This window comes from Mesorhizobium sp. B2-7-3 (genome assembly GCF_006440715.1).
Classification (GTDB): Bacteria; Pseudomonadota; Alphaproteobacteria; order Rhizobiales; family Rhizobiaceae; genus Mesorhizobium; species Mesorhizobium australicum.
In genome coordinates this window covers 203,358-215,584 of record NZ_VFTY01000010.1, presented here as the reverse complement: position 1 = coordinate 215,584, position 12,227 = coordinate 203,358, and the positions used below count along the sequence as shown (strand labels likewise).

Genomic DNA, 12,227 nt, shown 5'->3' with positions numbered 1-12,227 from the left:
GGGTTTCAAACAGCCTCGTTGTTGCCGGGTGTCGTCGATGAAAAGCGTAATTCTGTCCAGCGTCCTGCCCCTGGCGACGGTGATCACAGCTGTCGTCGGCATTGCCTCGGCGGCCTCTGCCACGGAACCGGACAAGCAGTTTTTCCAGTCGGCCGAAGGCAAATGGGTTGGCCCGGGCGAAATCGTCGCCGGCAAGTACAAGGGCACGAAATTCAACTGCAGCTTCACCGGCTCCACGCCGGACGGCAAGATGGGCATGACACTGGACGGCGGTTGCCGGGTCGGCATGTTCACCCAGCCCATGTCGGCCAAGATCGAGCGCAAGGGCCGCGACTACAAGGGGTCCTTCATGGGTGGCGCTGCCGGCGCCGGCCTCGATATCATCGGCGGCAACGTCGTCGACGCCCACAAGGTGGTCTTCACCATCAACCGCAACCAATTGCGCGGTGTCATGCAGGCCCGCATTCCCGACGACAATTCCATGACCGTGACGGTTGCCGTGCGCGTTCAGGACCAGTTGGTGCCCGTCATCGGCATGAGCCTGAAGCGCGTCGATGCCGTCGAAGTCGGCTCCATCGCGCCGAACTGAGCGCACACCCTCGCCTCTATTTTTACGCTATTCCGGACGGAAAAACACTTTTCCTGGGATTTTCGAACCCCACAAAACAAAGAGGCGGCGGCCCATCGCCACCGCCTCCTTGGAAACGGACGAACCAGACGTCAGCCCTTGATCGCCTTGGTCAGCTCGTCATACGCCTTGCAGGCATCGGCCAGGGTCGTGGAACCCTGGTACTTGGTCGTCACCGCCTGAACCTTGGCGGTCAGGTCAGCCGCCTTGGACGGATCTTTGGTGATCGCCTCCTGCAGCGCGGCGGCCATGTCCTGCGCCTTCTTGGTCGCGATCTCGGTCGTGCATTCCGGCGCCTTCGAACAGGCCGAGCCGGCAAGCACCGCCAGCCCGGCGGCAACGAGCAAAAACTTCTTCATGTCAGTCATCTCCTCAAAAGGGTGCGACTTGATCGCCGCTCACCCCCAATGGCCGAAGCCGAGCGTGCTTAGCCTTCGATTGCGGCAACAAGCAACGCGCCCATGGCGTAAACTTGTGTAAAGAGCCTGCAACATTGCGGCGGTTCGAGTTCGATGTCAGCTGGAGCAAAGTTCAGCCGCGAGGCTGCAGCAGAGCGAGCACAGCTGTCGATGCAGCAAGGATGGCCGTAACGGTCAACGGCGCCGTGGCACCATAGGTGTCCACGACATAGCCACCGACAACCGCGCCGATCGTGATGGCAACCTGGAAAGAGACGACCATCAGGCTGCCCGCTGCTTCCAGCGCGTCAGGTGCCGCACGCGAGAGATTGGTTGGCAGCACCACCGGCCCCATGCCGAAGGCGAAGCCCCAAAGCGTGACGAATCCGAAGGCAACGCCAATGTGCACGCCCCAAAGCACCAAGGCCAGCGCCGCAACCGCCATTAGCGCCGCGGTGACCACGAGAGCCATGTGAATATTGGCATCGGCCATGCGGCCGCCGGCAATGTTGCCGATCACAGCGGCGATGCCAAACCCAAGCAGAGCCAGGGCAATTGGACCGGTTGCAAGCAGCGTGACGTGTTCGAGGAAGGGGCGCACATAGACAGAACCAGCAAAATGCCCCGTCATCAGCAAGACAATGGCCAGCATGCCGATCTGAATGCCGCGCCGCCGTGTAAGTCGAAACACGTCTGCAAGACTGTTGCTTGTTGTCGCCGGCAAGGTCGGCAGGCTGAGCAACTGCGCCAACATGGCCAATACGGCCAGCCCCGCTGTCATGGCCATGGCGCTGCGCCATCCCAGCCAGTCGCTGATCAACGCCCCCAAGGACGGCGCGGCAATGGTGGCGAGCGAGACGCCGAGAGTAACGATAGCCATGCCCCGGCCTGTCGCATTGGCGCCGACCAGCCTCGCCACGACGGCAACCGAAAGTGCCCAGAAAGCGCTGAGAGCGATCCCCAGCCCGGCCCGGCCCAACAACAACAGCCAGAAATTGGGTGCCAGCGCCGCAAGAATATTGGAAGCCACCGCCAAAGCCATGAGACCGACCAGCACCGTCTTGCGGTTCAGTCGGCCGATAAGAACATTGCTCAACATGGCCGTCACGGCGCCGACGGAAGCCGTGGCGGTGACGACCTGTCCGGCCGTTCCCTCACTGATACCGAGATCGCGCGCCATTGGCGTCAGCAGGCCTGCCGGCAGGAATTCGGCTGAGACCAGGGCAAAGCTGGTGGCCGCCAGTGAAATGACCGCAAACCAGGTGGCTACGCTCCACGCGGCTGGCGCGTCGGCATCAAGGCCAATCGCGGTGTCTTCAAGCTGTAATGTTGTGTCTGTCACGGAAAGATCTCCAAAGTTTGGAGATCTCCATAGACGACTCCCGTCGGATGATATGTATCTTAAAATCCGAAATTCATGTCTATTCGTCCGGGATTTGTGCGACGCACAATTCCCGGCGAGACATTGGTGATGCGCTTGAACGCGCGAGCGAAGGATGCCTCGGAATCATAGCCCAAACGAGTAGCGACCTCGGCAACCGACAAACCGCTCTGCCCCAACAACTCGCGGGCAAGCTGCATGCGCAGGCGAGCGAGATAGCGTGCGGCACCCTCGCCCAATACAGCGCTGAAACGCGCGGCGAAAATCGATCGCGATTGGCCTGCCACGCTTGCAAGGCTTCCCAGCGTCCAGTCGTGGCCGGGGTCTCGATGCATGGCTGCCAGTGCGCGGCCGATATGGGGATCGCGGATGGCTGCGAGCCAACCTGTGGTCGAGGCTCCGTTGCAATTGACCCAACAGCGGATGAGCCGGGCTGTCAGCAAATCCGCCATTCGCGACAAGATGGTGGCGCTGCCCATCTGCGGTTGCGCGGCCTCCGTCGTCATAGCCGCCAGCAAAGGACCAACGACCGGGTCATTGCCGGCCACGTCGCAACCCTTGATGACAGCCGGCATCAACGTGATCAATGGATGGAGCGCACAGGAGTCCAAGGCCATGGAGCCGCAGAAAAGGGTGCTTGTCGCGCCCGTTCCTTCCCGCACCACTTCGCAGACATTGCCCCCTAACTTGATCACCTGGCAGCCCTCGAGCGAGTCGCCCACCACGTCCGGCGCACTCGCCAGCCGATGGGCGATGCCCTGCGGCAGCAGCACCAGATCGCCATCGCGCAACTCTTGCCAGCCCTGCGCTTCGGTGTGAATCCAGCACGGACCCTGGCCGACAAAGTGAAAACGAAGCAGCGATTGTCGCGGAAATTCTATGCTCCATGGATGTCGGAGCTCGCAGCGGCCATAGTTGACGCCACTCAGGCGAAAATCTTGCAGGACCTCGCTGAGCGCATCCATCGGGATATGGGACGGCGAAGACGGCTGGGACGAACGGTCAAGCATGTAGCCGATATATACGCCGAACGTCCCGCAGACAAGGGGAGACCGTTGTTCCTCCGGGGGAGTCGCACCGACAGCACCCTACCTTTCCTGGCAGGCTTCCCGCCCTTGCCTCCCGCTCCCACTGCATGCAAGGAGTGCTATACGACAAAGGGACGGATCATGGCGGCAGAGGCAGCGGGCAGCGATCTCATTCAGGTGGTGGCATTGCTGGCGGCGGGCGTGGTGGCCGTCCCGATCTTCAAGCGCATGGGTCTCGGTTCGATTCTCGGTTACCTGGCCGCCGGCGTGGTGATCGGTCCGTTCGGCCTCGGCGTCTTTTCCGAATCGGGAGCCATCCTCCATGTCGCCGAACTCGGCGTGGTCATGTTCCTGTTCATCATCGGCCTGGAAATGCAGCCGTCGCGGCTTTGGGGCCTGCGCCGCGAGATCTTTGGGCTGGGCGCGCTTCAAGTCGGCGTCTGCGCGGTGCTCTTGACTGGTGTCGGCATGGCCGGAGGGTTTCCGATCGCGCAATCCTTCGTCGCCGGCGCCGGTTTCGTGCTGACCTCGACGGCCATCGTCATGCAGCTTCTGGAGGAGCGCGGCGAAATCGCCGCGCCCAAGGGCCAGCGCATCGTCTCCATCCTGCTGCTGGAGGACCTGGCCATCGTGCCGCTGCTCGCCTTGATCGCCTTCCTGGCGCCGGGCGGTGCCGGTACCAGCCTGTCGGAGCGGCTGACCGAGGTCGGCATCGGCCTCGCCGCGATCATCGGCCTAGTGGTAGCGGGACGCTACCTCCTCAACCCCTTCTTCCGCATCCTGGCGGATGCCCGTGCGCGCGAAGTGATGACGGCCGCGGCTCTGCTGGTCGTCCTCGGATCGGCGCTTGCCATGCAGCTCAGCGGCCTGTCAATGGCGATGGGCGCGTTCCTGGCCGGCGTGCTGCTCTCGGAATCGACCTTCCGCCATCAGCTTGAAGCCGACATCGAGCCGTTCCGCGGCATCCTGCTCGGCCTGTTCTTCCTGGCGGTCGGCATGTCGCTCGATCTGCATGTGGTGGCCGCGAACTGGAAGCTGATCGCCGTCTACGTCGTGGCCTACATGGTGATGAAGGCTTTCGGCATCTACATTGTCGCCCGCATCCTGAAATCAGGCCACCGCGAGGCACTGGAGCGCGCGGTCTTCATGGCGCAAGGCGGTGAATTCGCCTTTGTGCTCTATTCCGCGGCCGCCGCCGTCGGCATCATCGACGGCCAGGCAAACGCAACGCTGACCGCGATAGTCATCATCTCCATGGTGCTGACGCCGCTGGCGATCATCGCCTTGCGCTATTTCACGCCACGGGACGAGCAGTCGCTGGACGGCGTCGAAGTCGCCGACGGCCTGTCCGGCAGCGTGCTGATCATCGGCTTTGGCCGCTTCGGCCAGATCGCCAGCCAACCCCTGCTCTTGCGCGGCATCGACGTCTCGATCATCGACAACGATGTCGAGATGATCCAGGCGGCCGCCGATTTCGGCTTCAAGGTCTATTATGGCGACGGCACGCGGCTGGACATCCTGCACGCGGCCGGGGCCGGCCGGGCGCGGGCCGTGCTCATTTGTGTCGACAAGCCCGACGCTGCCATCCGCATCGCCGAACTTGTCAAGGCTGAGTTCCCCTTGCTTACGGTGCTGGCCCGTGCGTTCGACCGCGGCACGGCGCTGCAGCTCATCCGCGCCGGCGTCGATTATCAGCTGCGCGAAACCTTCGAATCGGCGCTCGTCTTTGGTGGCTCGACCCTCGAGGCGCTGGGCGTCGATCCCGAGGACGTCGCCGAAACGATCGAGGACGTCAGGCGCCGCGACACGGCCCGGTTCGAGACCCAGCTCGCCGAAGGCATCCGCTCGGGACAGCGTTTCCTGAAAGGCAATATCGGTACGCCGATCCCGACCCCACTCTCCACGCCCCGCCGTCCTGGCCAGGCGCTCAACGAGGAAACGGCCGGCGTCCTGCATAAATCCGAATCGGCGGATTGAGGGAGTTAGGCATGGAATTGGACAGCAGAGCCCTGTCGATCACCAAGTTCTGGCGCGACGCCGGCGAGGATGCCTGGTTCGAGAAGAACGACGCTTTCGATGCCGATTTCCGCGACCGCTTCCTCGATCTCCACTACGCCGCAGCGCGCCGTGAATGCGATGTCTGGTCAAGCCATGCCGAGGGCTCGCTGGCGCTGATGATCCTGCTCGACCAGTTCCCGCGCAATTGCTTTCGCGGCACCGGCCACATGTTTGCGACCGACCCACTGGCAAAGCATTTTGCGCAAAAAGCGGTCGATGCCGGCCACGATCTGGCATTGGAACCGGAAGTGCGTGTGTTCCTCTATTTGCCGTTCGAACATTCGGAAAATCTTGCGGACCAGGAGCGGTCGGTCGAACTTCATACCGCCAGGGCCGAGTTCAATCTGAAATACGCGCTGGAGCACCGCGACATCATCCAGCGCTTCGGCCGCTTTCCGCACCGCAACCGGATGCTTGGCCGCGAGACCACGGCCGAGGAAAAAGCATTCCTGGATGACGGTGGTTTCTCCGGCTGATCCGCGATTTAGCGCCGCCACCAGTCGCGGCCCGACGGCAGCCGCTCGATGCCGGCCGCATCGACCGCGCTCAGGCGATCAGCCACGCGTTTGCCGCCGACGGCAAGATCCGGCGCGATTTCGGCCAGCGGCGCCAGCACGAAGGCGCGCTCCAGCATGCGCGGGTGCGGCACTTCCAGGCCCGTTTCATGGATGATGCGGTCGCCGAACACCAGGATGTCGATGTCGATGAGGCGCGGCCCCCATCTCTCCTCACGCACACGTTTGAGCTTTCGCTCGGCATCGAGGCAGAGGTCGAGCAATGCCCGCGGCGACAGCCGCGTCGACAATTCGGCGGCCGCATTGAGGAAATCCGGCTGGTCGAGCTTGCCCCAGGGCGGCGTCCGGTAGAGCGAGGAGACGGCGGCCATGTCGGTATCGGGATCGGCGTCGAGCAGGCGCAACGCGGCTCCCATCGATGCCGCCGGATCGCCCAGATTGCCGCCGAGGCTCAGATAGACGGTGTTATTCGGGCCAGACAACGGTCACCTCGACATGATCGAGCACGCCAGGCACCGGCGCATTGGGCTTGCGAACGGTGACCTCGGCTTTCCGGATCTGGGGAAAGCGCCCGGTGAGAGCCTTCGCGACTTCCAGGGCCAGTGCCTCGATCAGGAAGCGCCGGTGTCCGGTGATGATCTCCTCGATGACGGTGAAGGCGACGCCGTAATTGACGGTTTCCCCGATGGCGTCATCGACGAGCGCGCGTCCCGGCTCGACGGTGAGCGAGGCATCGACATAGAAGCGCTGCCCCAGCGCTTCTTCCTCGTCCAGCACGCCGTGCCGGGCAAAGAAGGCGCAATTCTTCATGCGGATGACATACATGGCTCAGCGTTCCGATCCGGTTTCCCGCGCCAGCATAGCATCCGCCACCGCCAGCGCGTCCACGTTGATTGCGACATCATGGACGCGAAACAGATGCGCGCCCTTGAGCCGGAGAATGACGCTGGTCGCCGCCGTGCCGGCCGCCCGGTCGGCGGCGTCGCGGCCGGTGACGGTGCCGATGAAACGCTTTCGCGACGTACCGGCCATCAGCGGGAAGCCGAGCGCGCCAAGCTCGGCAAACCGTGCCATCAGATCGAGGTTTTCCTCCGCCGTCTCCTTGGCGAAGCCGAAGCCGGGGTCGAGCACGATATGGCCGTCGGCGACACCTTGCCCGCGCCCGATCTCAAGCGATTTTCCCAGGAACGCCAGTTGGTCGGCAATCACATCGGTCAGCTTGTCGCGATCCCGTCCAGTATGCATGATGACAAGCCCGGCGCCGGTTTCGGCCGCCATCCGCGCAATGTCGGGCTCACGCTGCAGACCCCAGACGTCGTTGACGATATGCGCACCGGCCTTGACGGCGAGCCGCGCGGTGTCGGCACGATAGGTGTCGACGGAAATCAGCACGTCGCCGACCTGCGCCAACGCCTCGATCACGGGCAGGATACGGGCCTGCTCCTCGCTGGCCGATATCGCGGCGGCGCCCGGGCGAGTCGATTCTCCGCCGACATCGATGACGGCAGCTCCTTCCCCGATCATGCGGCGCGCCTGGACGAGCGCGGGTTCAGGAGCATCAAACAAGCCGCCATCGGAGAAGCTGTCGGGTGTGACATTGAGGATGCCGACGACCACGGCCTTGCCGCCAAGCTCGAGATGGCGTCCATGCGCCAGTTGCCATCGCCCCGCCGTCATTGCGCTTCAACCATGGGCTCATCAACCAAGATGTCATCAACGATGTGTGATCCGCATTGGATCAATTCCGTTGCGCCGGCGAAGGCCGTAAAGCAAGGTGATTGAAGAGGCAACATGATGATACGATCCCTGCTCTGCGCACTGCTGCTTACCGCCGCCGTTCCGGCGAATGCGGCCAATCTGGTGAAGACATACAGCTATTTCGCCATTGGCGGCAGAACGCTGGAGGATATCGAGCAGCAACTTGCCAAACACGGGCCCCAGGTCAAAAGCACGGGGTCGCGCCACCCTGGCGCCACCCAGATGGCTTTCACGACACGCATCAGCTACGCCAGCCAGCCGGGCTCCTGCCGGATCGCCGACGCGGTCGTCACCGTCAAGGTCAAGGTGATCCTTCCGGAATGGCGCCGCCCGCGCAAAGCCGACGCCGATGTGCGGCTGTTCTGGGATACCTTGTCCGCCGACATCAAGCGCCATGAAGACCGCCATGTCGAGATCGCCCAGAACCACGGCCGCGCGCTGGAAGACGCCCTGAAGGCAGCTTATCCGCAGAAGGATTGCGATGCCGCAAAGGCCAAGGCCGCCGCGATCACTGCGGCCGAGCTTGCCAAACACGACAGGGACCAGGTGCGGTTCGACCGTGTCGAAGGCGCCAATTTCGAAAGCCGCATCCTGCGGCTGCTGCGTTACCGGATGGAGCGCATCGAGAGCGGCCAGTTGCGGCCGCCGGCCTGAATCTCCTCGCCGCCTCCGTTCGCCTGGATGCAAGCCAGCCGGGCGGAAGCGTAGTGCCAGCTTGGAGTTTTTTTCGAGCAACCGTCGAAATCGGCCTATACGGAACGACATATCCAGGGTTGCCAAGGGCACAATCCAGAAGCACGGGCATCACGATCGATCACGCCGCGGATGCACCAGACAAGCCCAATGGTGATGCGGCAGCGCAAAGCGCATGGACGAGAAGATTTATGGACCACGCTGTCGACAAGCAGGCCGTGGCGGCCGTGAGCGCGCCGCTGAGCGAAAGCGAAAAGAACGCCATTATTGGCGGCGTCCTCCTGTCGATGCTGCTGGCAGCCCTCGACCAGACCATCGTCGCGCCCGCCATGCCGACCATCGGGCGCTTGCTCGGCCATGCCGAATACCTGCCATGGATCGTCACCGGCTACCTCTTGACCGCAACCGCCGTGGCACCGCTCTACGGCAAGATTTCCGACGTCTATGGGCGTCGGCCAACCGTCTACGCGGCAATCCTCATCTTCCTTGCTGGATCGCTGGTCAGCGCACTGGCCCCCAACATGTTCGTCCTCATCCTGGGTCGCGCGATCCAGGGGGCCGGCGGCGGTGGTCTTTTCGCGCTGACGCAGACCGTGGTCGGAGACCTCGTCCCGCCGCGCGAGCGGGCGCGCTATGCGGCGTGGTTTTCCGGCACCTGGGCCGTTGCCAGCGTCGCCGGGCCGCTGCTGGGCGGCACCTTCGCTGAGCATCTGCACTGGTCTCTCATTTTCTGGATCAATATCCCGCTGGGCTTTCTTGCCATGGCGATCATCAACAAGCCGCTCAAGAAGCTGCCCATCGCGGCCAAGAACCACAGCATCGATGGCCTCGGCGCATTGCTGCTGATCGTGGCAACGGCGCTGTTGCTGCTGGCACTGAACTGGGGCGGCAGTGCCTATCCCTGGTTATCGCCGGAAGTCATCGGCGTCCTGGCGTGCTCCGCGCTGTTCTGGGGCGCCTTTGCCTTGCGGCTGATGCGGGCGGCCGAACCGCTCATCTCGCTCGAGGTGCTGGGCAACCCGATCGTCCTGGCCGGCACCCTGTCGATGTTCCTGCTCCAGGCCTCCAGCGTCGGCCTTGCCGTGTATCTGCCGGTCTATTTGCAGTCGATACTCGGCCTCACGGCCAGCGAGTCGGGCATTGCAATGCTTGGTCTTCTGCTTGGAACCGTGGGCGGCGCCGCTTCCAGCGGCCGCCTGATACCACGCTTCACCCACTACAAGCGCATCGCCATGGTCGGCGTCGTCTTCGCCATCCTGTGCACGGGCCTGCTGGCTTTTGTCGCCGGCCATGCATCGCTGCTTGTCGTCGAAGCCCTGACCATCTGTATCGGGCTGGGAACCGGCACGACATTTCCGGTAACCACCGTGTCCGTGCAGAACGCCGTCGACCGCATGCATCTTGGCGTAGCGACGGGGGTGCTTACCTTTCTGCGTTCGCTGGGCAGTGCATTGGGGGTGGCGATGCTCGGCGCGGTCGCCCTTGGCTTTGGGTTGCCGCTGGCCGGCGAAGGCGTTCAGGTGGCTGGACATGTCGTATCGGCCCAACCCTTCGTGATGATCTTTCTCGTCGCGGCCGGCACTCTGGGATTAGGCCTCGTCACGCTGACGCTGATGCCCGAGAAAGAACTTCGGGGCTACGTCGATGATCCGGCGCCGATCCTGGCGGAATAACTAGCCGGAAACGCCGAGCTTCTTTTGCAGGCTGGTGGACGAGGTCGTGTACTGGAACACGATACGCTCGCCGGGGCTGACGATGCGCTTGGCGGCCTGCGCCATCAGCGCCACCTCGTGAAAGCCCGACAGGATCAGCTTCAGCTTGCCCGGGTACCAGTTGATGTCGCCCACCGCGAAGATGCCGGGCACCGAGGTCTGGAACTTCTCGGTATCGACCGGTATCAGGTTCTCGTGGAGATTGAGCCCCCATTCCGCGATCGGGCCGAGCTTCATGGTCAGTCCGAAGAACGGCAGCATGCGGGTGCAAGGCACCTCGATGTCGCCATCCGGGCCGCCCTTGATGGTGGCCGATGACAACTGGCCATCGGCTCCGGTGAGCCCGGTCACCTGACCGACCCTGAATTCCAGCTGCTTCATCTCCTGCATGGCGTACATCTTGTTGACGCTGTCGGGCGCCGCGCGAAACTCGGCCCGCCGGTGAACCAGTGTCACGCTCTTTGCCATCGACTGCAGGTTCAGCGTCCAGTCGAGCGCCGAGTCGCCGCCGCCGACGATGACAAGGTCATGGCCGCGGAAATCCTCCATCCGGCGCACCGAATAGAAGACGCTCTTGCCCTCATAGGGTTCGATGCCCGGGATCGGCGGGCGCTTCGGCTGGAATGAGCCGCCGCCGGCGGCGATGACCACCACCTTGGCCTCGAATACCTCGTTCTCGTCCGTGGTGACGCGAAAGCCGCCGTCTTCCAGCTTCTCAAGGCTGGAGACCATGCGGTTATAGGTGAATTCAGGCTGGAACGGCGCGACCTGCTCGAGCAGCTTGTCGACGAGCCCTTGCGCCGAGATCGAGGGCCAGCCGGGAATGTCGTAGATCGGCTTTTCCGGATAGAGTTCCGCGCATTGGCCGCCGGGCTTGTCGAGGATGTCGATCAGGTGGCATTTCAGGTCCAACAGGCCGAGCTCGAACACGGCGAACAGGCCGACCGGCCCTGCCCCGACAATGAGGACGTCTGTGCTGATGATGCCGGTCATGATGCGCCTCGCTGCGAAAGTCCGGGCGAGACTGCATGACCAGCGGCCCGCTGCCAAGCGTCAGCGGCAAAAATCGCCCGTGCTGGCTTCAGCCCTGACGCTCGGGCACCCGGACGATCAGGCCGTCGAGCGCGTCGCGTACCTTGATCTGGCAGGACAGGCGCGAGTTCGGCTGGACGTCGTAGGCGAAGTCCAGCATGTCTTCCTCCATCGCCTCGGGCTCGCCGACTTCGGCCGTCCATGCCTCATCGACATAGACATGGCAGGTCGCGCAGGCGCAGGCGCCGCCGCACTCCGCCTCGATGCCCGGGACAGCGTTGCGGATGGCGTTCTCCATGACCGTCGAGCCGTTTTCGGCGTCCACGTCGAAATGTGTGCCGTCATGGGCGATGAAGGTCAGTTTGGTCATTTGTCACCTGAAGGGAGTTTCGCCCCGGACGAAGGGAGTTCGCCCGAGGGGAAGCGAGTTTCGCCCGAGATAATCACTCCGGCAAACAAGTCAACTGCCGTGCGAAAGCGGCGCTCCGTGACGTTTTTGTCGCAAACCTGGATCAGCGATTGATGGCGGCGATGAAGTCGCGCACTTCGTCGATCAGCCTGCCGAGCCGCTTGAGCGTCTGGGCGTCCTCCGGGCGATGCTCGATATCGGTGACGCAATCGGCGATGGCGAAGGCACCCACGCCACGGGCCGACCCTTTCAAACCATGAGCCAGCAGGAGCCGGTCCTTGATGTCGGCATCGACTATTTTGTCGCGTACCGACAGTGCCTGCTGTACAAACAGCGCCAGCACCTCTTGCTCGAGGGCGCGGTCGCCCATCGTTTGCCGGGCAAGGTGTGCCAAATCGACCGGTCGGGACTGCCTCGTTCCCGATACGTCGCCCCCCGGCATTGAGAAGGCAATGCCGCTTTCGCCACGCATGAACTCGAACTCCATTTTCTTCGGTCGCCTGAAAACCTAGGCGAATCCAGTGGACAACGGGTTAATGGATGGCCCGGAAAAATGTTGCGAAAGCGGCGCCCAAATCACGCTTCCGTTAACCTTATATTTAAAGTTTTACGTAT

At 63.2% G+C, this 12,227-nt stretch carries 14 protein-coding genes; 5 read left to right on the top strand and 9 right to left on the bottom strand.

Going from position 1 to position 12,227, the window contains the following annotated elements; translation table 11 throughout:
- Positions 1–37 precede the first annotated feature (37 nt).
- Positions 38–589 (top strand): hypothetical protein, encoded by a 552-nt coding sequence (locus tag FJW04_RS22675; protein WP_140716846.1) that lies wholly within the window; start codon positions 38–40, stop codon positions 587–589.
- A gap of 131 nt (positions 590–720) precedes the next feature.
- Here the strand turns inward: FJW04_RS22675 and FJW04_RS22670 are convergent, their stop codons facing one another.
- The 3 genes from FJW04_RS22670 to FJW04_RS22660 all read right to left on the bottom strand — a co-directional run bounded on the left by FJW04_RS22670 (position 721) and on the right by FJW04_RS22660 (position 3,417).
- The gene (locus FJW04_RS22670) at positions 721–987 is read right to left on the bottom strand and encodes a hypothetical protein (RefSeq protein ID WP_015317683.1); all 267 of its coding nucleotides are present in this window, start codon (positions 985–987) and stop codon (positions 721–723) included.
- 172 nt (positions 988–1,159) lie between these two features.
- Positions 1,160–2,368, bottom strand: a complete 1,209-nt coding sequence (locus FJW04_RS22665; protein ID WP_140716844.1) for an MFS transporter — start codon at positions 2,366–2,368, stop codon at positions 1,160–1,162.
- A 59-nt stretch (positions 2,369–2,427) separates the two neighbouring features.
- Positions 2,428–3,417, bottom strand: coding sequence for an AraC family transcriptional regulator (locus FJW04_RS22660; RefSeq protein WP_181173028.1), 990 nt, complete (start codon positions 3,415–3,417; stop codon positions 2,428–2,430).
- 159 nt (positions 3,418–3,576) lie between these two features.
- Here FJW04_RS22660 and FJW04_RS22655 point away from each other — a divergent pair, with 159 nt between their 5' ends.
- Positions 3,577–5,412: a monovalent cation:proton antiporter-2 (CPA2) family protein gene (locus tag FJW04_RS22655; RefSeq protein ID WP_015317680.1), complete on the top strand. Its 1,836-nt coding sequence runs from the start codon at positions 3,577–3,579 to the stop codon at positions 5,410–5,412.
- A gap of 11 nt (positions 5,413–5,423) precedes the next feature.
- Positions 5,424–5,969 carry a DUF924 family protein gene (locus FJW04_RS22650; protein ID WP_140716840.1) on the top strand — a complete coding sequence of 182 codons (546 nt, stop codon included), beginning with the start codon at positions 5,424–5,426 and terminating at the stop codon, positions 5,967–5,969.
- Between the two features lie 8 nt (positions 5,970–5,977).
- On the opposite strand, the gene folK is transcribed toward FJW04_RS22650, so the two are convergent.
- The 3 genes from folK to folP are packed head-to-tail and all read right to left on the bottom strand — an operon-like array spanning position 5,978 to position 7,685.
- Positions 5,978–6,490, bottom strand: a complete 513-nt coding sequence (gene folK, locus FJW04_RS22645; RefSeq protein WP_015317678.1) for a 2-amino-4-hydroxy-6-hydroxymethyldihydropteridine diphosphokinase — start codon at positions 6,488–6,490, stop codon at positions 5,978–5,980.
- Positions 6,474–6,833, bottom strand: a complete 360-nt coding sequence (folB, locus tag FJW04_RS22640; protein WP_140716838.1) for a dihydroneopterin aldolase — start codon at positions 6,831–6,833, stop codon at positions 6,474–6,476. The genes folK and folB overlap by 17 nt, the downstream gene beginning before the upstream one ends.
- Before the next feature lie 3 nt (positions 6,834–6,836).
- Positions 6,837–7,685 (bottom strand): dihydropteroate synthase, encoded by an 849-nt coding sequence (gene folP / locus FJW04_RS22635; protein ID WP_140716836.1) that lies wholly within the window; start codon positions 7,683–7,685, stop codon positions 6,837–6,839.
- Positions 7,686–7,799: 114 nt separating this feature from the next.
- On the opposite strand from folP, the gene FJW04_RS22630 reads away from it, so the two are divergent.
- Together FJW04_RS22630 and FJW04_RS22625 are read left to right on the top strand one after the other, a co-directional pair.
- Positions 7,800–8,420 (top strand): DUF922 domain-containing protein, encoded by a 621-nt coding sequence (locus tag FJW04_RS22630; protein WP_140616268.1) that lies wholly within the window; start codon positions 7,800–7,802, stop codon positions 8,418–8,420.
- A 230-nt stretch (positions 8,421–8,650) separates the two neighbouring features.
- Complete coding sequence (locus FJW04_RS22625; protein ID WP_140716834.1) at positions 8,651–10,132, top strand: MDR family MFS transporter; 1,482 nt, start codon at positions 8,651–8,653, stop codon at positions 10,130–10,132.
- Here FJW04_RS22625 and FJW04_RS22620 read toward each other — a convergent pair whose 3' ends face one another.
- The 3 genes from FJW04_RS22620 to FJW04_RS22610 all read right to left on the bottom strand — a co-directional run bounded on the left by FJW04_RS22620 (position 10,133) and on the right by FJW04_RS22610 (position 12,084).
- Positions 10,133–11,164: an NAD(P)/FAD-dependent oxidoreductase gene (locus FJW04_RS22620; protein ID WP_140616266.1), complete on the bottom strand. Its 1,032-nt coding sequence runs from the start codon at positions 11,162–11,164 to the stop codon at positions 10,133–10,135.
- Between the two features lie 88 nt (positions 11,165–11,252).
- Entirely contained in the window at positions 11,253–11,573 is a 321-nt protein-coding gene (locus FJW04_RS22615; RefSeq protein ID WP_015317672.1) for a 2Fe-2S iron-sulfur cluster-binding protein, read from the bottom strand.
- A gap of 142 nt (positions 11,574–11,715) precedes the next feature.
- Positions 11,716–12,084, bottom strand: coding sequence for an Hpt domain-containing protein (locus tag FJW04_RS22610; protein ID WP_015317671.1), 369 nt, complete (start codon positions 12,082–12,084; stop codon positions 11,716–11,718).
- Positions 12,085–12,227 lie beyond the last annotated feature (143 nt).

Excerpts from the sequence above, each read along its gene's own strand:
- FJW04_RS22675 (WP_140716846.1), top strand. The coding sequence starts at position 38 with ATGAAAAGCGTAATTCTGTCCAGCGTCCTGCCCCTGGCGACGGTGATC.
- FJW04_RS22670 (WP_015317683.1), bottom strand. The coding sequence starts at position 987 with ATGAAGAAGTTTTTGCTCGTTGCCGCCGGGCTGGCGGTGCTTGCCGGC.
- FJW04_RS22660 (WP_181173028.1), bottom strand. The coding sequence starts at position 3,417 with ATGCTTGACCGTTCGTCCCAGCCGTCTTCGCCGTCCCATATCCCGATG.
- FJW04_RS22655 (WP_015317680.1), top strand. The coding sequence starts at position 3,577 with ATGGCGGCAGAGGCAGCGGGCAGCGATCTCATTCAGGTGGTGGCATTG.
- FJW04_RS22650 (WP_140716840.1), top strand. The coding sequence starts at position 5,424 with ATGGAATTGGACAGCAGAGCCCTGTCGATCACCAAGTTCTGGCGCGAC.
- folB (WP_140716838.1), bottom strand. The coding sequence starts at position 6,833 with ATGTATGTCATCCGCATGAAGAATTGCGCCTTCTTTGCCCGGCACGGC.
- folP (WP_140716836.1), bottom strand. The coding sequence starts at position 7,685 with ATGACGGCGGGGCGATGGCAACTGGCGCATGGACGCCATCTCGAGCTT.
- FJW04_RS22630 (WP_140616268.1), top strand. The coding sequence starts at position 7,800 with ATGATGATACGATCCCTGCTCTGCGCACTGCTGCTTACCGCCGCCGTT.
- FJW04_RS22625 (WP_140716834.1), top strand. The coding sequence starts at position 8,651 with ATGGACCACGCTGTCGACAAGCAGGCCGTGGCGGCCGTGAGCGCGCCG.
- FJW04_RS22620 (WP_140616266.1), bottom strand. The coding sequence starts at position 11,164 with ATGACCGGCATCATCAGCACAGACGTCCTCATTGTCGGGGCAGGGCCG.
- FJW04_RS22615 (WP_015317672.1), bottom strand. The coding sequence starts at position 11,573 with ATGACCAAACTGACCTTCATCGCCCATGACGGCACACATTTCGACGTG.
- FJW04_RS22610 (WP_015317671.1), bottom strand. The coding sequence starts at position 12,084 with ATGCGTGGCGAAAGCGGCATTGCCTTCTCAATGCCGGGGGGCGACGTA.